Origin of the sequence: Paenarthrobacter sp. NPDC089307 (assembly GCF_040685055.1) — a bacterium.
In the GTDB taxonomy this organism is placed as follows: domain Bacteria; phylum Actinomycetota; class Actinomycetes; order Actinomycetales; family Micrococcaceae; genus Arthrobacter.
Map to the genome: position 1 here is coordinate 487,628 of NZ_JBFBHE010000002.1, position 19,895 is coordinate 507,522.

General features: G+C 60.0%; 21 protein-coding genes. 12 read left to right on the plus strand and 9 right to left on the minus strand.

The features are described from left to right. Window positions 1-75 precede the first annotated feature (75 nt). The 3 genes from AB0N72_RS06105 to AB0N72_RS06115 form a co-directional block, all read right to left on the minus strand. A complete protein-coding gene (locus AB0N72_RS06105) occupies window positions 76-2,634 on the minus strand; it encodes a LuxR C-terminal-related transcriptional regulator (protein ID WP_363930068.1) in 2,559 nt (852 codons plus the stop codon). A 388-nt stretch (window positions 2,635-3,022) separates the two neighbouring features. Next, on the minus strand, window positions 3,023-3,226 hold the full coding sequence (locus AB0N72_RS06110; protein WP_011773907.1) for a cold-shock protein: 204 nt from the start codon (window positions 3,224-3,226) through the stop codon (window positions 3,023-3,025). A 388-nt stretch (window positions 3,227-3,614) separates the two neighbouring features. After that, window positions 3,615-3,848, minus strand: a complete 234-nt coding sequence (locus AB0N72_RS06115; RefSeq protein WP_363930069.1) for a hypothetical protein — start codon at window positions 3,846-3,848, stop codon at window positions 3,615-3,617. Window positions 3,849-4,013: 165 nt separating this feature from the next. On the opposite strand from AB0N72_RS06115, the gene AB0N72_RS06120 reads away from it, so the two are divergent. From AB0N72_RS06120 to AB0N72_RS06130, 3 genes are all read left to right on the plus strand, one after another. Next, window positions 4,014-4,202: a hypothetical protein gene (locus AB0N72_RS06120; RefSeq protein ID WP_363930070.1), complete on the plus strand. Its 189-nt coding sequence runs from the start codon at window positions 4,014-4,016 to the stop codon at window positions 4,200-4,202. A 10-nt stretch (window positions 4,203-4,212) separates the two neighbouring features. After that, window positions 4,213-5,457, plus strand: a complete 1,245-nt coding sequence (locus AB0N72_RS06125; protein WP_363930071.1) for an NAD(P)/FAD-dependent oxidoreductase — start codon at window positions 4,213-4,215, stop codon at window positions 5,455-5,457. Window positions 5,458-5,828: 371 nt separating this feature from the next. Beyond that, window positions 5,829-6,104: an HNH endonuclease signature motif containing protein gene (locus tag AB0N72_RS06130; RefSeq protein WP_363930341.1), complete on the plus strand. Its 276-nt coding sequence runs from the start codon at window positions 5,829-5,831 to the stop codon at window positions 6,102-6,104. 37 nt (window positions 6,105-6,141) lie between these two features. Here the strand turns inward: AB0N72_RS06130 and AB0N72_RS06135 are convergent, their stop codons facing one another. The 3 genes from AB0N72_RS06135 to AB0N72_RS06145 form a co-directional block, all read right to left on the minus strand. Continuing rightward, on the minus strand, window positions 6,142-6,762 hold the full coding sequence (locus tag AB0N72_RS06135) for a dihydrofolate reductase family protein (protein ID WP_363930072.1): 621 nt from the start codon (window positions 6,760-6,762) through the stop codon (window positions 6,142-6,144). A gap of 86 nt (window positions 6,763-6,848) precedes the next feature. Beyond that, the gene (locus AB0N72_RS06140; RefSeq protein ID WP_363930074.1) at window positions 6,849-7,058 is read right to left on the minus strand and encodes a hypothetical protein; all 210 of its coding nucleotides are present in this window, start codon (window positions 7,056-7,058) and stop codon (window positions 6,849-6,851) included. 68 nt (window positions 7,059-7,126) lie between these two features. Further along, the gene (locus AB0N72_RS06145; protein ID WP_363930075.1) at window positions 7,127-8,518 is read right to left on the minus strand and encodes an amino acid permease; all 1,392 of its coding nucleotides are present in this window, start codon (window positions 8,516-8,518) and stop codon (window positions 7,127-7,129) included. Here AB0N72_RS06145 and AB0N72_RS06150 point away from each other — a divergent pair. Together AB0N72_RS06150 and AB0N72_RS06155 are read left to right on the plus strand one after the other, a co-directional pair. Next, entirely contained in the window at window positions 8,517-8,675 is a 159-nt protein-coding gene (locus tag AB0N72_RS06150) for a hypothetical protein (protein WP_363930076.1), read from the plus strand. The genes AB0N72_RS06145 and AB0N72_RS06150 overlap by 2 nt on opposite strands. A 518-nt stretch (window positions 8,676-9,193) precedes the next feature. Then, a complete protein-coding gene (locus tag AB0N72_RS06155; protein WP_364081206.1) occupies window positions 9,194-10,336 on the plus strand; it encodes a YDG/SRA domain-containing protein in 1,143 nt (380 codons plus the stop codon). A gap of 218 nt (window positions 10,337-10,554) precedes the next feature. Here AB0N72_RS06155 and AB0N72_RS06160 read toward each other — a convergent pair whose 3' ends face one another. After that, the gene (locus AB0N72_RS06160; protein ID WP_363930078.1) at window positions 10,555-11,454 is read right to left on the minus strand and encodes an EamA family transporter; all 900 of its coding nucleotides are present in this window, start codon (window positions 11,452-11,454) and stop codon (window positions 10,555-10,557) included. Between the two features lie 87 nt (window positions 11,455-11,541). Here AB0N72_RS06160 and AB0N72_RS06165 point away from each other — a divergent pair, with 87 nt between their 5' ends. Next, window positions 11,542-12,045, plus strand: coding sequence for a MarR family transcriptional regulator (locus tag AB0N72_RS06165; RefSeq protein WP_363930079.1), 504 nt, complete (start codon window positions 11,542-11,544; stop codon window positions 12,043-12,045). Between the two features lie 71 nt (window positions 12,046-12,116). On the opposite strand, the gene AB0N72_RS06170 is transcribed toward AB0N72_RS06165, so the two are convergent. Then, a complete protein-coding gene (locus AB0N72_RS06170; RefSeq protein ID WP_363930080.1) occupies window positions 12,117-13,334 on the minus strand; it encodes a serine hydrolase domain-containing protein in 1,218 nt (405 codons plus the stop codon). A 548-nt stretch (window positions 13,335-13,882) separates the two neighbouring features. Between AB0N72_RS06170 and AB0N72_RS06175 the strand changes: the two genes are divergently transcribed. The 6 genes from AB0N72_RS06175 (at window position 13,883) to AB0N72_RS06200 (ending at window position 19,063) form a co-directional block, all read left to right on the plus strand. Continuing rightward, window positions 13,883-14,269 (plus strand): peptidase inhibitor family I36 protein, encoded by a 387-nt coding sequence (locus AB0N72_RS06175; RefSeq protein ID WP_363930081.1) that lies wholly within the window; start codon window positions 13,883-13,885, stop codon window positions 14,267-14,269. Between the two features lie 310 nt (window positions 14,270-14,579). Beyond that, window positions 14,580-15,176: a hypothetical protein gene (locus AB0N72_RS06180; RefSeq protein ID WP_364081209.1), complete on the plus strand. Its 597-nt coding sequence runs from the start codon at window positions 14,580-14,582 to the stop codon at window positions 15,174-15,176. A 116-nt stretch (window positions 15,177-15,292) separates the two neighbouring features. Then, window positions 15,293-16,342: a peptidoglycan-binding domain-containing protein gene (locus AB0N72_RS06185; protein ID WP_363930083.1), complete on the plus strand. Its 1,050-nt coding sequence runs from the start codon at window positions 15,293-15,295 to the stop codon at window positions 16,340-16,342. Continuing rightward, complete coding sequence (locus AB0N72_RS06190; RefSeq protein ID WP_363930084.1) at window positions 16,339-18,267, plus strand: ATP-binding cassette domain-containing protein; 1,929 nt, start codon at window positions 16,339-16,341, stop codon at window positions 18,265-18,267. The genes AB0N72_RS06185 and AB0N72_RS06190 overlap by 4 nt, the downstream gene beginning before the upstream one ends. 78 nt (window positions 18,268-18,345) lie before the next feature. Continuing rightward, on the plus strand, window positions 18,346-18,663 hold the full coding sequence (locus AB0N72_RS06195) for a metalloregulator ArsR/SmtB family transcription factor (protein WP_363930085.1): 318 nt from the start codon (window positions 18,346-18,348) through the stop codon (window positions 18,661-18,663). Next, complete coding sequence (locus AB0N72_RS06200) at window positions 18,656-19,063, plus strand: SRPBCC domain-containing protein (protein WP_363930087.1); 408 nt, start codon at window positions 18,656-18,658, stop codon at window positions 19,061-19,063. The genes AB0N72_RS06195 and AB0N72_RS06200 overlap by 8 nt, the downstream gene beginning before the upstream one ends. Window positions 19,064-19,100: 37 nt before the next feature. Here the strand turns inward: AB0N72_RS06200 and AB0N72_RS06205 are convergent, their stop codons facing one another. Further along, window positions 19,101-19,889: a DUF4839 domain-containing protein gene (locus AB0N72_RS06205; protein WP_363930088.1), complete on the minus strand. Its 789-nt coding sequence runs from the start codon at window positions 19,887-19,889 to the stop codon at window positions 19,101-19,103. Between the last annotated feature and the right edge of the window lie 6 nt (window positions 19,890-19,895).

Sequence of the window (19,895 nt, forward strand, 5' to 3'; positions counted from 1 at the left end):
GAAACCCTTCAAGAACCCGGGCGCGGGCTGGCGGCCGGAAACTGCTGTTAGGAAGTGGTTTCAGCCTATCCCGCCTTACTGTGGCGGAAGTAAATTTCCTACGAGCATGAAGAGTCCATTGCGGGAAGTTGCCCTGGTTTTCCGGAGCGCGTTTGAGATGTGGTTCTCCACTGTCCGGGCACTGATGCCCAGATGTTCGGCGATCTCCACGTTGCTTCGGTGCCCGGCGAGCACAGCGACTTCGATTTCCCGCTCCGTGAGTGGGGTGGTCCTGAAGGAGTTGAACGAGATTTGCTCGCTGGCAGTGGGAAACCTGACGGCGAACATGGACGATGCCTGCGCGAGGGCATCCGCTGCTGCCACATCACCTTCGATCACGTGCCTCTTGAGCGCCCCGCGGAGCAGCATCCCTACTTGGTAGGTGTCGACGTCCGGCTCATAGTGCTTCAGGAGCAGTCCCAGCAGATTGTGGTCACCCTCAACCACAGCTGTAGCAATGGCAATGAGCTGGTCATGGACTGTGATGCCACATTCCCGCAGAGTCTTCTGCAGAAGGTCAAGGACCGGCCTTCCGGGGTTCAGGCACGTGCAGAGAAGGGCAGTCATCGCAGCTTCGAACAGGTAGCCGCACTTCAACTGCCGTTGGACAATTTTTGTTGCCTTGCGATCGAACGTTGACGGTTGGGCACCGTTGTTGGCCACCAGCTCATAGGGTCCCTTCCCGATGCCCGGCAAAGGACCGATCTCGGGAACGTCCGTTCTGGCTTGGGCCGCGATGGAGAGGGCCGGTGGTGTGGCCGTGGTGCTGTGGCGTAGTCCAGCGAGGCGCAACATGGCCTCGTAGAGGGTGTCCACCACGAATCCCGGCCGCCCCATGGCAAAGACACTGCTCATGAGGTACTCGGCTTCTTCGAAAAGGCCGCTGTAGAGCAACCCGTGCGCGGCTACGTAGCTACTGGTGATCACACCGAACTGGTCCAGGTTTTTCCGCGCTTCGGTTCGCCAGTCCAGGGCAAACACCAGGGACTCGTCCACACGTCCGGCGGCGAACAGCGCAAAGCCGTGTATGAAGGGCCGCAGCTGTGGGAAAGCGTCGTCGTCGCCCGGCCCTTTCACGGCTTCGATGGCGGCCGCCGGCTGGAGGCGGTAAAGGTGCAAGAGCCCCTGCACCAGGCTTCCCATGCCGGATCCCTGCTCTTTCGGGTCCGCGGGAAGGCGTCCCATGTGTTCTTTGACCGGGCCGTTGGAGGCCGCGATGAAGAGGATGGCAGCTTCGGCGTCGTCATTGCACTCGGGGTGGCTCTGGGCGAAGTCCCGGAGGACGTCAAGGGAATTGGCCAAGCCCTGCCCTGTTTGCAGCGCGAGCATGGCCTTGGTGATTGCAAGGAAAAGCAGATCCCCGGGGTCCCCAAGCTGCTCAGGGGTTTCTGCGCACACCCGCAGGGCCCGGGCAGTGTTGACCGGCGCGCCCCAATAGATCCGCAGGAGGGACACGGCGTTGGCCACGGACTTGTTGGCTTCCCACCGCTCAAAACGGCTTTGTTCACGGGATGAGTTGTGTTCGTGGAAATGGCGGGCGGTGACGGCGTCGTCGTCGCCCTTCTCCAGCCGCAGTGTCGCCAACGCCCGGGAGAGGCAATCGGCGGGGGTGGCGCCTTCGGGTGCCGTTTGCGGCGGGGCCTCCAGCACGCCCGCTATCTTGCTGCGGAGCAGATGCCTGTCCCTCAACATCTTTTGGCCTCGGAAGTAGTCGGCCACCACAGGAGGGCTGATTGCGGCGTTCGAGCCGTTCTGGTGGTCGTCCAAGACCGTGAGGAATCCCTTCCGTTCCAGGTCTTCCAGGACGTCGGGCTGAATGACCTTGTGCAGGACGTCGATGCGGGCCGTGCCAAGGATCGCCATGATGTGCAGGGCAGTGAATTCTCCCGGCGTGAGTTCAGCCAGGAGGGCTTCCAGGGTTCCGCGCAGGTGGTCATTCCACAGGCCGTTCGAAGCCATGCGCCACTGCTTGTCCTCCAGGACCAGGAGGTTGCTCAGGAGTGCCGTCTCCACGATCCTCACCACCAGCCGGGGGTTTCCAGCCGATTTGGTGAGCACCCGCGCCGTCGTTTCGGCATCCGCCGGGGACCCCAGCACTTGTGCAATGAGCGTGTGCACCTGTTCGTAGTGCAGCGGGTCCAGTTGGAGGTGCGCCTCAGGGCGACTGTTGAGGACTGCCAGTTGTCCCTTGGAGAATGCCCAGGTCTCCGGCGCTGTAGCCACCATGGGACAATCCGATCGCCGCCGGACAGCCTCCAGGACAGCCAGTGACTCGTGGTCCACCAGATGGAGGTCGTCCACTACCAGGAGATGCTTTCCAGCCGTGCCCAGTTGACCTGCGAGCACATCAGCCAGATCCAGGACGCCGCTGCGGCCAGGCCTCATTTCCAGCCCGAGCCCCTTGATGGCCGCGAAGGGGATGGTGCGGTGCGTGCGGAGGCCGCTGATGAAATGCACGACGACGCCGGTCTTCTCCACGTTGGCGACGACGCTGCGCACAACGGTGGTCTTTCCACTGCCCGGAGCCCCAACAATCCGCGCACCGATACCGCGTGCAATAAAGTCCAGTATTCGCTGAACCTCTGAATCGAACACTCGACCTGACCTTCTGTTTCTGTGGACGCCCGACATGCGGCTCACCTCGCAGGTTAGATCTGGAAATTGGGACTAGGTGGCAAAACGGCCTTGCACAGGCCGATTTGGGTCCATCTAGGTGGTGATTTGGGCAAAAATAGGTGCTCGCGGGCCGCGTCTAGGTGGTGGGCCGGTGCGGACATCGGGTGATTCATGAGTAGCTCCCTCAACTCCGTGGGTGGATTACCTCTCACGCTACGGAGGGCTGGAGCAGAGTTACATGGGTGTAATTCGCTATGTGGATATGTATTCGAGTCTTCTTCTGATCAATAGAACTGGTATTCGATTCCGGAGCGCAAAAAAACAGGGCCGGTCAGTGACCGGCCCTGCTCTTTGCGTTATCCGAAGACTAGATAGCCTGGATGTTTACTGCCTGGGGACCCTTGGGGCCCTGCTCGACGTCGAAGGAAACCTTCTGGTTCTCTTCGAGGGAGCGGTAGCCCGAGGAGTTGATCGCAGAGTAGTGAGCGAAAACGTCCTGGCTGCCATCTTCAGGAGAGATGAAGCCGAAGCCCTTTTCGGAGTTGAACCATTTCACGGTACCTGTAGCCATTTTTTCAGTCCTTACTGAAGGTGGAGATGCTCCCGACTTTCGGGTCTCCGGTGTGGGGTGTTCTCCACCGTTACTTCAGAAGGTCACGATCCAGAAGGATCATGGGGACTGCCTGAACTACCAAATGCCAAACACAACAACACCGTCTAGTCTACAGAGTTCTGAGCAGATGGCTAGTGCTGGGAAATAATTTGTCCATCGGATGTGTCAGAGTCGCCGAAAAACAGAGCCCAGCCCGGTGTCAGATCAAACACGCGACTGGGCTGCTGCACAGCTTTCGAGCTTCCCGTCGACGCCCCGCACCCACTCCAAACCATCGCTGTCCATGAAACGCACAGTTGCCATGTAGTCGATGTTTCCGGGGATCGGCTCCAGCGTCTGATTGGCGTCAAGGAAGCAGGGCCACCGCTGGGCGTCGCACCGGCCAGAAGGCGACGCGCCCTGCTTGGCGACGTGCCGCCGTCGTAATTGCCCGGTCGTCGCGTTCGGCTTCCAAGCGGCGCATGCGCTGCGCTTCTTCAACCGCTTGCCTGGAGTGACGCGTTGCCTTCGCCACGAAGAACAACGCCACAGACGTGGCCAATGCCCCAATGATTTCTGCAATATCTACCCAAAAATCCATGCCCAACCTTTCCGTGATCCGTTCATGGGTCCCCCACTTTCTGTCGCAGGGCACCTCTGATGAGTGATCCGTGGCGGGTACTTATGACGACAGTTGCGTCATAAGTCGGCCCCGCCCGGCACTCCTTCAACAGAAACAGCACAAGCGCCCAGGGGGCCAGTCACATTGAGCACCACGGAATTTCCGGATGCCGGTTCGGCGTCCGGCCGGACGCCTCTGAGGAGCATGTGGACCAGCCACTTGCTGAGGAACTTCGACCTGAGCGGCAAGGCGCCGTCCATCACGCAAGGTGGGGAGGCGGTGCTCCGCGAAGTTCTACCCAACGCCCTGTTCCCGCGTGGTGCCTCGGCGTAGAGTCCACCTCATGGGACCCATCCCAGACACTGTCATAATCGGCGCGGGCCAAGCCGGCCTGGCCACGAGTTACTGGCTGACGCAGCACGGCGTCGAGCATCAGCTCCTGGAGCGGCGCGACACCTTGGGCGGGGCCTTCCAGGACCGCTGGGACGGCTTCTACATGAATACGCCCAACCTTTCGCTGGACCTCCCGGGGATGCCGTACGACGGCGGCGACCGGGACGCGTTCATCCCTCGCGATGCCGCGGTGGACCTTTTCAGGCGGTATGCGGAGCTGATCGCGGCTCCGGTCGACACAGGCGTTGATGTCACCCGCTTGTCCGCATCGCCGGAGGGCGGGTTTCTTGTTGAGACGTCGCTTGGGACCATGCGGGCCCGCCAGGTTGTCCTGTCGACGGGCGCGTATCAGGTGCCGAAGATCCCCACTTTGGCGGCCAAGCTCCCGGGCGGAGTGACCCAGCTGCACACCCACGACTACCGCAATCCGGAGCAGCTGCCCGATGGTGCCGTGTTGATCGTGGGGACCGGGCAGTCCGGTGGGCAGATCGCCGAGGAACTCCTGGCCGCCGGCCGCGAGGTCCACTTGGCGATTTCCGTGGTCCCCGAAGCGCCCCGTCGCTACCGCGGCCAGGACCTCATCTACTGGATGCTCGAGACCGGCAAGCACGGCCCCGACTACGGCATCAATGCCCTCACCCGCGAGGCTTTGCCCTCCCCCGCGTTGCGCTTCGCGCCCAACCCGCTGCTCTCCGGAACCGACGGCGGCCACAGCATCCACCTCCGTGAACTCGGCCGCCGCGGTGTGCACCTGCACGGTCATCTTGAAGCGGTCGACGACGGCGACATCACGTTCAGCGACGACCTCCCCGAACGCCTCGCAGCCATTGAGTCCGTGTTCGGGCAGCGGACAGGCAAAGCGATTGATGCGTACATTGCTGCTGCGGGGATCGATGCACCGGAGCAGGCGGCTGCGGAGGCGGATTCCTGGGTACCGGATGAGCCGGCGCGGGTGAATCTGGCCGATGAGGGCATTACGGCGGTGTTGTGGGCTTCGGGTTATCGGCTGGACTTTGGCTTTGTGGACCTGCCGCTGGTGGACGAGTGGGGCTACCCGAAGCATTCGCGGGGTGTGACGGAATTTCCCGGCCTGTTCGTGGTGGGGCTGCCGTGGCTGACCCGGCACTATTCGTCGATTGTTGGGGGCGTGGGGCTGGACGCGGAGTACGTAGCGGGGCGGGTTGCTGGGGGGTGATGATTGCCCTGGTCCTGCTTATGAACGGAGGGCGTTGCTGCTAACGTCGCGTCATGGCAGAGAGCCAGTCTTTTCGATCTGAATTGCGGCGTATCTATTGGACGCGCCAGTCCCTTCGCTTGCTTGTCCTCGTCCTTGCGGTGTGGCTGTTTGTAGCTGTCTACCTGTTCTTTGCGACGCCGAGGGACATTCGCGACTTCGGTTCCATGGGAACTCTCGTACAAGAGGTATTTGGCGGTCTTTGGACTGCCATATGGCTGCCCGCGGCATTCGTTGCGATGTTGCTGGTTGCAGCTGTCGTCCTGCGGACAAGCGATATCCGTCGTCGTGATCCGCAACGTAGGTTTACGCGATACCAGCGTCGTGAAGGAATGGTGCGAGCTGGCGGGCAATGTGAGCTGGAGTCGGGTTACGGGAGGCGCTGCACACGAGCTGCGGAACACGGAGATCACTTCTACCCCTGGTCCAGAGGTGGAGCGACTTCGCTCCGAAATTTCGTTGCCGCATGTGGTGACTGCAATAGACGTAAGGGCGCCCGCATTCCGAGCCCGGGACTACACGCGCGCCTTGAGCGACGTCGCGCTTCGTACGTCGGAAGTGGTGATGCGGTTCCTGTGGGCGAACGACGAAGGTTTGGATCGACATAGCTCACGCACCACGTCGGTTTGTCCGCTTTGGCACCCTTTACGCCTGATCGATCTCCGCCATGTTGCCAACCGCCGGCGTCCCTTCCACCAAAGCGTAACGCTGCATCACGGCGCCCTTAGGGGAAGCAACCACGGGCTCAATAAGCCGGAGGTTCGTGGGCACCACCCCATCGGCGAAGACCTTCTTTCCGCTGCCGAGGAGGATTGGATAGACCCACAGGTTGAGCTGATCGAACATGCGCTCAGCGAAGAGGGTTTGGACGAAGTCCAGGCTGCCGATGACGTGGATGTTCTGGTGCTTCTCACGGAGTTCCCGCAAGGATGCGACGGTGTCAGAGCCCAGCAGCGAGGATCCCGCCCACTCAAGTTCTCGCGACTGACGCGACGCCACGTACTTCGGAAGTCGGTTGAACAGTTCTGCGATTTCACCACCCTGGTGCGGCCAATACGCGGCGAAGATGTCGTAGGTCCGCCGCCCCAGCAGCAGCGCGTCCATCCCCACCATCCCGGAGTCGATCTGATCGCCGACAACCTCGTCAATCAGAGGTGCCTGCCAGCCACCGAACGCGAAGTCGTCAGCCGGGTCCTCCTCGGGTCCGCCGGGCGCCTGCGCGACGCCGTCGAGAGTGGTGAACAGGTCAATGTGAATTAGTCCCATGCGCGGGTTCCCTCCCAGTTGCCCATCGTCACCCCGGCGACAGGATCAAATCGAGGGTTCCACAGGTTGGGTCTCCGGGCAATGGGTCACTGGGAAGAGGACCCGTCCCTCAGCTTCTCCGCGCCCTGGCGCCGCTCAAGAATCACCCAAGCCACCGTCGTCGGAGCTCCGATAAGCACCAGAAGTGTCATGCTCCAGAAACCGTCGATTACTTTGGTGAATTGCAGGGTCAAAATGGCTAGCAGCAGGACTGAGGCTGCAATATTCAGAACGCGAAGCTTACGTGCAGTAGTCATTTTCAAGATCGTTCCCCCTACGATGTCGTCCAAGAAGCCTAACGCCACCCGCGGGAAGCAACGGCCTTCTAGGCTTCCTTCAAGTCCAGCTGAGGTGCCGGTCGGCGGAACCCACGAGTTAGGTAGGCCAGCCAGACCAAGCCAACGGCGGCCCACGCCAGACCGAAGCCGATCGACAATCCGCTAAGGCTCGTCCACAACCAAACGGTGAGCGCAAAACCAATGCCGGGCAGCAACAAGTTATGAATGACTCCCTTGGCTCCACGGGCCTTCTCGTCAATGAAGTAGTGCTTGATCACCGCCAGGTTCACCACCGAGAACGCTACGAGCGCTCCGAAGCTGATCAACGAGGAGATCGTCAGAAGGTCCAAAACGAAGGCCAGCAAGGAAACGGCCGAGGTGAGAAGGATCGGTAGCACGGGCGTACGGAATCGTGGGTGCAGGCGACCCAAAGCAGCCGGGAAGACGCCGCTACGACCCATTGAATGAATGATGCGCGATACCGATGCCTGAGACGTGAGGGCCGATCCCAGGCTGCCGGCGATGTAAGCAGCCGTGAAGAAGGCGACCAGCAGGTTGCCACCGGCTGCGCCAATTACTTCAATCGCGGCAGCGTCGACGTCGTTGAACGTGCTGACCGGCAAAACCAAGTGGCTGATGTAAGCGAGCCCCAGGAAGATGATGCCCGCCAGGACCGTGGTGATCATGATGGCGCGGGGCAGGTTCCGCTTAGGGTCCTTGGTCTCTTCGGCGAATGTGGACACGGCGTCGAACCCCAAGTACGAGAGGCACAGGATCGCGGAGCCGGCGAAGATCGGCGAGAGGCCATCGGCGCCATCGACTCCGGTGAAGGGTGCCAACAAGTCGACTTTGCCCGCAGCCGTGATTGACGAGAGTCCCAGAGCAACAAAAAGCACTATGAACAGCCCCTGCAGTCCGACGACAACGAAGTTTGCCTTGGCGATCGCTGTGATGCCGAGAACGTTCAGCACGGTCACGGCCGCGATGGAGACGATCATGAATACCCAGGCGGGGATAGCCGGGAAGGCAGCTTCCATGTAGATGCCGATGAGCAGGTAGTTGATCATCGGCAGCAGCAGGTAGTCGAGCAGTAGCGACCACCCGGCCATGAACCCCAGGCCGGCTCCGAATGAACGCGTTGCGTATGTGTACGCGGAGCCTCCGAATGGGAATGCTTGCGACATGCGGCCATAGGAACGCGCGGTGAACAGCATAACTACCAAGGTCACCGCGTACGCAGCGGAAAGCCGCCCGCCGGTCAGCTCGACGACGATGCCGTAGGTGCTGAAGATGGTCAGCGGCACCATGTAGACCAAGCCCAGCAGGACCAACGACGGAACGCCAAGGACACGGCGCCAACCCTGGGTGCTCGGCTGAGCGGATGACGGCCCCACAGGCTTCTCGCCTGCCGGTGTCTCTGTTTCAAACGTGGGGGTCATGGGGATCCTAAGTCGTGATGCTGGTGTGAGCTTGGAAGCTGCGACGCTGCAGGCCTCGTGGCGGCAACCGGATCTCCGGGGTGACCGGGATCCTGAAGTGCTGGGCGTGACTCGCGAGTTCTCGATCGAGACCGCAGGCCACGTGAAGATGAAATGAATAGCGTTCATTTATTGTGACGGTGAGGCGGGTCACAGTCAAGGTGTGACGCAACGAACGCAACGAATGGGGCAACGCGGCGGGAAAAGCCGCAATGCCGTAGATGCACCCCTAACCGGGAGCCCCGGCCTACTAGATCTGGAATGCCGCGGCCGGCTCGGGGCTGTCAAAAACGGTCACGACGGGGATTCTCGCTTACAGGGACGAAATCCGGCCATGGGAGCGCCTGAATTTGACGGTCGCTGGCCGTGGTCACCGCACGCAACCGTCAGTGGAATCGACAGAAAAACAAAGATCCCCACAATTAGTGTCACCTGAACATCAAACGTGACGCGGTTTTCATATATTTTGAACAAAGATCGTTGGCTTCAATGCCAGACTCAGACGATCCGCCGGTTCGTAATCGCAGGACGTCGCCGGCACCAAAGGGGCAAGACCGGGGGGGTACATCCATGGGGGCTTTGTCGGAGCTTACGGATCCAGCAGCAATAGCAAGAACTGTCGATGAGTTCAGGAACTTGGGACGCGAGGCTTTCTTAGCCAAATATGGACAACAACCTTCCCTGCGGTACTTCGCCGAAGTTGACGGCATGCTCATCGACTCCAAGCCGCTCCTGGCAGTTGCCTACGGCCGCCAGCATCCTGGCAAAGGCCCACTTTCAGTTCGACATTTCGCCGGCGGAGATGAGACTCGACGGGCACTGAAGCGCTTTGGTATCGAGCTAGTCTCGAACAACAGCAAGGGCCAGCCACTGATGTACGGAGAGATCCCCGATTGCCCGCCAGGGACTGTTTTCAAGGATCGACGGGAGGCCTACGAGGCTGGTGTTCATCGGACTACGCAGGCAGGAATCGCTGGTCAGTCGGATGGTACGCAGTCCATTTGCCTTTCAGATGGGTACTCGGACGACGAAGTTCAAGGTGACCTGATCACATACACCGGCTTCGGAGGCCGCGCCAACAGCGGCCGGCACGTCGCAGATCAAAAGCTGGAAAAGGGCAACCTTGGCCTTGTCGAAAACTACAAGCTTGGCCGGCCAGTGCGCGTATTGGTTAAGGAGTCTGTACTAACCGGCCGACGGGCTTCCAATGATTACATCTACCTGGGACTCTTCACGGTGACAGGATGGGGCTGGGGTACGCGGGACGGATGGAAAGTCCTGATTTACCAGCTACGAGCAGTCGCCGGAGACAGTCTCATCCCCTCCGAGGTGGCCACGGCATTGACCCGAGGAGAGGACGTGGCGCCGGCTCGCCGCAGCGTGAATGTTAACCGGATCGTACGTAACTACGACGTCGCCGCGTCCGTGAAGCGTCTCTACGACAACACCTGCCAGATTTGCGCAACCCGGCTCGTCTCCGCTGCGGGACCTTATTCTGAGGGCGCACACATCCGCCCCCTCGGTATCCCTCACAACGGGCCCGATACTCTGGAAAACATGCTCTGCCTCTGCCCGAACTGCCATGTCCTCTTTGATGGACATGCACTAACAGTTCGGCCCGACGGCACGGTCATGAATCTGGGGAAGCCAGCCGGAAGGCTCAGAGTGGCTGCCGACCACGGGCTGAACTACGAACACCTTGCTTATCAAGAGCAGTTTTCGACAGCCGAATCAGTACGTGCCTCCAGAGTAAGCCGAGACATTGGCCAAGGTGTTTAGTCCTGCCGGCATTTAGAGGTGCGTTGGCGGCCGAAAGGTGCATTGGAATGTTGCTGTTTGCGCTGATCCACCGTCCCGGTCGGCCCTCGAGCCTGCCGAACGTAACCGGCAGGCTCGAGGAATTTGAGTGGCTCTATAGGCACGCGCGCTCAGCGATGCAGCTAATTCGATCGTCCTCCCGCCGCCCCCGCGGGACAAGGATCAGAACAGTGCCCACGTCACCTCAGCGCTTCCGCCTTCACCAACTGCCGCCTACCCGCATCAGCCCCGGGCCGCTGCACCAAAAACACCGACCCCAACACCAACACCGCCCCAACCAACTGCCACCCCGACAACGCCTCCCCCAGGAAAACGAACCCCAGCCCGGTAGCCACAAGTGGACTGAGGAATCCCAAGAACGAGACCACCATCGTGGGCAGCCGCTGGATCCCCCGGAACCACACTGCATAGGCCACAAGGGCCCCGATCACGCTCAAGTAGGCAAAGCCCGCGATGTTAGGAACATTAACCGACCCCGGCAGTCCCTCAACCACCAACGTCACCGGCAGGAGCACGACTCCACCCATCGCCAACTGCAGGCCGGTAAACCCAAGCAGCCCTACGCCGTCGGGCATTCCCCAGCGCTTGGTGAGGACGATGCCGGCGGCCATGCTCAGCGCCGCTGCCATTCCGGCGAGCACGCCCACAAAAGTCAGCGTCGCTTCGGAACGCAGGACCAGCAACCCGACACCAACAGCACCCACAGCGCAGGCAACCACGTGGGTCAGACGGATCCGCTCCCCCAGCAACGGCACTCCCAGGAGCAGCACGAACAGCGGCTGAATCGAACCCACCAACGCCGCCACCCCACCCGGCAACTGGTACGCGGTAAAGAAGAGCAGGAAAAAGAACAGCCCGATGTTCAGTGCACCCAGCGCTGCCGCCTTGAACCACCACGTTCCCCGCGGCCATGTTCGTGTGAGAAGCATCAGGACAATACCCGCTGGCAGAGCACGAACGGTTGCGGCCAGGAGGGGCCGGTCGGCAGGGAGGAACTGCGTGGTCACCAGGTACGTGGAGCCCCACACCATCGGCGCGAGGGCGGTGATGAAAAGGTCGCGAGGAGAGGCCATAGCCATTGTTCACTTCCATACATTTTGATGTCGAATTATTTGATGTATGACAATCTAGGTGTTGTACTGTTTGAGGTCAAGCATGGGAGGACAATGAACCGCGACGCAGTGGACACGATTCTTAACCAATGGAAGAGGGAGCGCCCCGATCTGGACGTCAGCTCCATGGGTGTCCTGGGTCGGCTTAGCAGGGCTAGTCGACTGGCGTCACTCAACGTCCAGAAATTCATGAACCAGTTCGGTCTGGAGCCGTGGGAATTCGATGTGCTGGCCACCCTGCGTCGTTCGGCGCCCGAGGCTCCGCTTACGCCTGGACGCCTGGCCAGTTTGACCATGATCGGCTCCGCGGCCATGACCAACCGCGTCGACCGACTGGTGAACCGCGGGCTGATTCACCGCGAGACCAACCCGGAGAACCGCCGTCAGCTTCTGGTCAGCCTCACGCCTGAAGGGCGCGCCCTCGTTGACGACGTGGTTGAGCATCACGTGGAGAACCAGCAGAAAATGCTCGAAGGCCTATCCCGGACCGAACAGACACAGCTGGCAAACCTTCTGCGGAAGTTCCTCCTGGCAAACAACGACGGCGAACCCTCCTAAGCCCCTAGCCTCACCAGTGAACGACCCGGAGGCTCGGCAGCTAACCGAACTCACCCGACCCCGCCCAGCCCCTACCGGCACAACCGGTCCTGGGCCTCCATAAGCGCGGACAGGATTTGGCTGCTCATCAGATCACGTTCGTCCACCAAGTCCGCACCGGCCCGGAACGACGGTTCCGGGGCTGGGGACACGGTCATGGTCGCCTCGTACCGCCCGTCGGCCGAACTGAGCGCAATGGTCCGGAAATCCAGGAAGCCGCCCCTGGCGAAAAAACGCGGGGCACCACTGCAGTCCGGGGACCACTTGACCAGCCCCAGCGCAAAGGGGCCGATCACAGCCTTCTTCATCTCGGCTAACGCGTTCGTGGAAATGAGCCGGCCACCTAAGAGTGTTGCCATGAAGTCATTGACGTCGGACATGGTCGAGACCACGCCTGGCAGAGGGGAACCGAGCTGCTCCAGGGTGGGGCCGCCGGTGACACGCCTGCCCCCAACGCTGACATAGCCCTTAAGCACGTCAGGCGCGTCCGACACCTCCTCGCCGATGGTGGTGTGGGTCAGCCCCAGCGGTTTGATGATGTCATCACGAAGTATCTGCGGGTAGGCCTTGCCACGGAGCTTTTCCAAAATCAGTGCCAGCGCCAGGTTGTTCGAGTCCGAGTACCGGAACAGCCCGACAGTTCGCGCTTCCCAGGGCAATGTCCCGGCGATTCCAAGAGCCTGGAGTGCAGTCAGCCCCCGGTTGGGAGCGGAAACAAAGTCATCCAGGCTCCTGAACAGCACGTCTCCGTACGACGGCATCCCCGAGGTGTGGGAAAGCAGCTGCCGCACAGTGATCGGAACGGGAGGCTTGAGACCAACCCCGAAGCCCTCCAAAAGCCCGTTGACGGGGTCATCAGGGCCGATCAATCCATCATCGACGAGTTTCAGCACGGAAACCGCCGTCATGGTCTTCGTAACACTCGACACCGGGACACGGTCCTGCGGCTGGGCCGACTGCCTCGTGTCCAGGTCACGGACACCGTACGCCTTGGACCATTCCCCGCCCGGCCAACGCATCTGGGCGAGGACTGCCACAGCGTCCTGGTCCATGAAGGCCTGCATCGCGTATTCCAGCGAGGCTACCGCCTCTGCGTCACCAAACGACGACGGCTTCGCGGTTGACGGCGACGGCGACGGCGACGGCGACGGCGACGGCGACGGCGACGGGCCCGGTGATGTGCACCCGGCCAGAAGCACAGCGACCAGAACCGCGATCAATCGAACCAGCCAGCCCCGGCTGTTCACCACACACCAACCTTGACGGGAGGTACAACCACGAAGCCAGTCCCGATCCCGGCCTTCGACTAGCCGCTCAGCGCTGGTTTCCGGATACGGCTCAGGGCCGCCACAACGCAGCACCACATACGCATTCCAGCGATGCAGATAATTTGATCGTCCTCCCGCGGCTCTTGCGGGACAAGCCTCAGATAGGCGCCAAGTCGTCTGCGCGCTTCCTCTCTTTGTCGTCACCCTCCGGCCGACATCAGCCCGGGTAGCTGCCCTGAAATACCGACCCCACGCCAGCACCACACCTGCCAAAACTGTCATGCCGCTAACGACTTTCCTAAGAACAGGAACCTCGGCGAGTGGAGTCAGGGACCCCCGGAACTGAGCGTACATTAAGGACAGTCGCGCGACCCCCGTAAACATACGGCGTAAGCAACCAAACCGGTACCCTCTCGGCAATGACAACCAATAAGGGGGTGAGATGCGCGTCACGTTTCGGGGTGCGCCCTCACAAGAAAGGTGTCCGGGGAGCACGGACGCAGCCCCGACTGTCTACGAGGGAGACCTAAATGAACAAGAAATCCAGTACGCGCGCTGCCATAGCTACGACGGCCACACTCCTATTGGCCGCCTCCGGTGTTGCGCTCAGCACCGCACCCGCACAGGCGGCGTACGACTGCCAGTACAGAATCTGCCTGTGGGACGACACAAACTACGGCGGTTTCAAGGAGAGCTACTACCTCTCCCAGGGTTATGTCGGGGACGCTATTAACGACAAGGCAAGTTCAGTTGACAGTCGGTCATCCAGGGTATCAACCCTGTACGCCGACTTAAATTGGTCCGGAACATGGTTGCAACTCGCCCCGGGCGAGGATGTAGGTTACCTCACAAATTACGGCGTGCCGGGCCACTGGCCGTACACCTATTCGGACATCATTTCGAGCCTGTCAATGTAAATAAGGCACGGCAACCATCGATGCTCGGGCATTCAGAATTCTTCCGGGTGCCCGGGTCTCGGACCGTCTACGACCGGAAGAAAACATGCAAGTTCGTAAAGTTCTCATCGCGGCAATCCTGTCAACAGCAACTCTCACCGGCTGCGCGATGGGCCAACCGCAGTCCGACGCAGCCCTCCAACCCACTAAAGCCAGTGCACTGCTGCGTTCAGACATCGAGTCAATAGTATATCCACTCGACAAATACTCCGTCTCAATTAGTGAGTTAAATCTCATTGAACGTGCGGGAAACATAAGAATTCAAAAGTTCATGTCAGAAAACAACCAACCAATTGATTTAATGTCCACCTTTAAGGACAGAACAACTGCATCGGAGCGTCCTTATGGAATCTGGTTGATGGCCACAGCCGAACAATATGGTTACGGGCGGCCGGAAGAAAACCTTGGTGCTCCGCGGCTTGAAACCAAGACGCCTGAGTTCAACCACCAGTGGGATTCTTGCCTGAGCGAAGTAATACCTTCAACGAGCTACGGCATCGACCGAAATGCCTTATCCGTACAACTAACAGGAAAAGCGACTGAGGCTGCTAAGAAGGATCCACAGACCATTGAACTCGTCGAAAGGTGGAAATCCTGCCTTAGAGACCACGGTGGAACGTTTGACGGCAGCGACCAGTGGAGTCCGGTCGAATCATTGGGCGATAAGGAAACCGGCATCCGCGTGGCAGTTGCCGACATTCAATGCAAGGAAGACATGAACTTCGTGCAACAGATGGCTGACATCGAATCCTCTTATCAAGCAACCCTAATCAAGGAAAATGAAGCCGGCTTGCTGGCCCAGCGGCAAAAAATCGACGAGACACTGAAAGAAGCTACTCAAATCGTCAGTACATTCAGTGGAAGTTAGGACATTTGTCGATGAGATCTAGAAATATTCGATACGGTGAAACCGCTGAAATCGAGACGCAAGCACGTCGCCTCCTGCATCCTATGAGGGTCTGGGTATTCCTTCTCACAGTTCTCATGCTGCTGGCAGTCGCATTTTGGGCGGGCTCCCTGGTCAAAGCCCCCAGCGACGTTGCACTGAACAACGCCAAACTCTCTGTGCCTGTCACGTTTCCTATATCAATGAAGGTTGTGGACAAACAGCTGACACTCAAAGGATCGGTTGTCCGGGGTCAGGCCACAGCCGTGCACCCTTCGGTTTCGTCCGGCGCCGCCCGCCAGGTTGTAACCAAGCCGGGCCCTGCAGTAGGCACAGAAGTTGCACCCGGATCCTTCCTTGGTTCAGTCGGCGGCCACCCAATCTTTCTCCTCCCTGATTATGTTCCTTTATACCGGGACCTCGATACGGGCGATTCCGGAGATGATGTCACCGAACTTCAAAAAGCACTACAGGCAATGGGCTTCGGAACTGTCACCGCATCGGGCACGTTCGATGCGGCCTCCCGTGATGCCATCAAGCAGATCTACATGGGCGATGGCCTCAAAGCTCCAGATAAGCCGCCGTTTAGCTGGCAGGACTTTGCCCAGATCCCCGGCAACAAGGGCATGGTCACAAGCACTGCCGGGCTCGCATCGCTGGTCGATGACACTTCGCCGCTCGTAATGATTCAGACAACAGCGGACGTGCTTGTCGCCCGAGCATCGATTGTTGATGCGGATGCTGTCGCTGCCGGTAACAGCGTTCGCCTTTCTGTCGGCGACCAGTCCGTAGAGAGCAGCATTCTGTCCGTGGGAGCATTTACGGAGAAGGTCGGCGCGAACGGCGAGGGTCCCGGGAAGGACATCACCATTTCCGTGCCACGTGATGGGTCATCTTGGTTGGTCCCAGAGAAGATCGTCAACGTGCAACGGACATCAGTACCGCAACCGAGGCTCGCCGTCCCACTGATCGCGATACAGCACGATGGAGTCGGTTCCTTCATCGAACTCGAATCGACGGCGTCGGGGAGCCAGGACGCGTCACAATTCCAACGAGCGGACGTCACCGTATCGTCTCAGTCCTCTGGGTGGGCTGCCGTAGATTCAAAGGTTCCGCTGGCGGTCGGGCAGAAAGTCCGAGTACCATGACAAGTCTTCATCCGAAGGTCGTCATGAGGGCCGAGGATCTGCGGCGCGTCTTCGATGGCGAGGTGCCGACCGTAGCCCTCAGAGAGGCAAGCTTCGCGGTACGGGCCGGGGAGTTCGTTGCTATCGTGGGGCCCTCAGGATCTGGAAAGAGCACCCTCCTCAATGTGCTGGGACTCCTGGACAGGCCGACCAGCGGCCGTTTTGAGGTTACGGGACGCTCCGCAGGGTCCTTGACCGAACGCCAGCGAAACGAATTGCGATCAGAGACGATCGGTTTCGTCTTCCAGAACTCCTACCTGCTGCCGCATGAACCTGCGGCTCTGAATGCCGCACTTGGATTGCGAATTCAGGGCGTTCCCCTGTCACAGCGATCCGCCATGGTCTCGAAGATTCTGGAACAGTTCGGGCTCTCCCATCGAGCTCTTGTTCAAGCGAGGCTGCTATCTGGAGGCGAGCGCCAGCGGCTTGCAATCGCCCGAGCTATGGCAACCAGCCCCCGGATACTGCTCGCCGATGAACCAACCGGCAACTTGGATTCAGCGAACACATCCCTCGTCATCGATGACCTGCGCTCTGCGGCAAACCGAGGCGTTGCCATTGTCGTCATCACACACGATGAAAGAGTTGCCGCCGCAGCAGACCGCCGCCTTTCACTGACGGACGGCGTGCTCAGCGAAAGTTCTTCGGCTGCCTGCAGACCGCTCCAACTTGAGCAAGAAGCGGAGCGGAGTAAACGCGGATCGAGCTTCCTGCGTCTACTAGAAACCGTAGCGGATAGCGTCAATTCACTTTCCAGCCGTCCAATGCGGACTGCGCTGCTGTTGACGGCATTTGTCCTTGGTGCCGGTGGGCTGGTCACCGCCACCGGACTTACGCAAACAACCTCCGCACAGGTAGCGGAGCGTCTAGACCTAGCCGCCTTGGACGAGCTTCGGTTCACAGACAACCGGCTTCCCTCCGGAACCATGCCAACTAATGCCCAGCTGGAAGCCACCTATGAGGCTGTTGATGCCCTTGAGGGCGTCGAACGTGTTGGCCTGACGTCCATCATCGCACCAGCCGACGCTCACATAGGCCGGTCCTCCGCCTCGACGACGTACTTCAATGGGCTCATCGAGGTTGCTGACGCCAACCGTCTATCCATCCTGGACAGCGAAATGCTGCCTCAAACGGCGGGGAGGAACCTAGCAGCCTACCCGGACATTCCCGCCGCTGTCATCGGGACGAAGGCGGCGGCTACGATTGGCATTGAGAGAGCTGCCCCAGGCGTCGTTATCTGGGTCGACGGAAACCCAGTTCCCGTCATATCCCTCATCCAAAACAGCACGCGGGATGCATCGGCAGAGGACAAGGTATTCCTGAATCCGCCCGCTGCATCCAACATCAAAAACCTGCAGCCCTCCTACATTGCCCGGACAAAACCGGGCTATCCAGCACCGCTAAGCGATGCGATTCCGGTGGCTTTGAGTCCAGATAACCCCGGCGCCATCAACGTCCAAACTGTAGCTGACCTGCGCAACCTGAAAACTGGCGTCGGCGACCAGCTTGGGCTTATGGTCGGCCTCGTATCAGGCGTTCTGTTGGTGTTGGCCTCGCTAACTGCCGCAACTGCCATGTACTTGTCAGTACAGGCGAGAGCCGGAGAAGTCGCGCTTCGACGTGCCTTGGGCGCCAGCAAATGGTCTGTTGCACGCTTGTTTCTTCTCGAGGGTATAACCGTTGGCTTAGCCGGAGGCATTGCTGGCAGCGTCCTCGGTACCAGTGCGGTTATAGGAGTTTCCGCCGCCAACGAGTGGACACCTGTAATTACGTCCAGCATGCCTTTGCTCGGGGTCGTAATTGGAGGACTTACCGGAGCGATCTCAGCCGCCTACCCAGCAATCGTCGCCGCTCGTGCCGATCCTGCAATAGCACTTAGAAGTTAGAGCCCTTGACGACATGGCCTGCTACGCCAAACAGAGAGTAGCTTGTTATTTCGGAAATTTCCGACATATGATCGCCTTGTGCCCTCAGACGTCTTCGGCGTCCTCGCGAATCCTTCGCGGCGGACCATCCTCGACACCCTTCTCGAGGGACCTCTGTCGGCAGGCGAGCTGACTGGGCGTCTGGATCTCAGCCGCTCATCGGCGTCGGAACATCTGACAGTCCTCAAAGAGGCGGGCCTAATCCGCGAGGAACGGCAAGGCAGGCACAGGATCTACCACCTCCAGCCGCAAGGACTACGTGAAGTCAGTGGCTGGCTGAAGCACTACGAGCAATATTGGAACCAGCGGCTCGATGCCCTGGCCAACCTACTGGATGAGGAGAATACCCATGACTGAAAACGCGATCCGCCTCGAGCGCACCTTCCCCCACCCCAAAGACTCAGTGTGGGCCGCCCTCACCACGCCGGAACTCCTCGCCCGCTGGTGGGCGCCCGGCGACATCGCGCCCGTCATTGGCCACCGCTTCACCATGGATATGGGCGGCTGGGGCCAGCAGCAGTGCGAGGTCACCGCCGTCGAACCTGGCGAGTCCATCACTTTCCTCTTCGCCGAGGGCTCTTTGGACACCACCATCACCTGGAGGCTTGAAACGGTCGACGCCGGGACAACACTCCACTTCGAACACGCCGGCTTCAACCTGGACTCGCCTATGGGACGGCAGGCCATCGAGGGCATGGGCAACGGTTGGCCAGGCCTCCTCGCGCGCATCGACGAGGTGTTGGTCAGCGTCAGCTAGCGTCAACCCGACGGACCACGAACTGCTTAGTCAGGGCCTATCTGGGGGACGTTGACACTGGTTTAAGGGAGAACAAGCATGACTTAGCGCCGTATTCGCCGACCTCCGCAACGAAACGAAATTTGTCGTTCTCACCCACATAATCCGGGATCTTTTCACCGGTTAATTTGAGATCAAACATGTTCACGTCTTCGTACTTGAGTGCTGGCCCCAACACGGATTTGGTACCTCCGTCGCCGGGTCCCAAAAGGATGTCGTAACGAGTTTGGTAGCTTCCGTGCTTTTGCATGTTGGCGATGGACCCGTCGAACTCAATCGAACGACCTTTGTACTTACTAGCAAATCGCGCTATAGACGCATCACAGTAGTCACCAACCTTCATGATGGCGGCGAACTCAGGGGTGTTGTCGACGGTGATGTTGTCGGTCGTTGTCTCGCTCGGAGCAGCGGCGGGCGAAGGAGTTGCGACCTCTTGGAGGGATGGCGCCGGAGCACTAGTCTGGTCTGGTCCATCTTGCGCAGATCCATCACGCATCTCGTGGCTGGAGGAAAAGCCAATGCCTACTGCAGCGAGTGCCACAACAGTTGCGCCGGCTCCGGTTATCACAGCCCGCTTTCTGGGGCTGAAAGCCCTGAACGCGACCAACCACGTGGACAAAGTCGATTCAGGCTTTAGGCGGCGGAATTTAAGCGTCGTTCGCAGCGTTCCCTGAGTTTGATCTATGAGTTCCCAGCCGCCCTCTTGCTGAGCTTTGGCTAAAGCCCGGCTCTCAAGGCCGCGGACGGCTTGGACAGACTTATACTCGTATTTGGCGTCGTTCGACACTCGGCT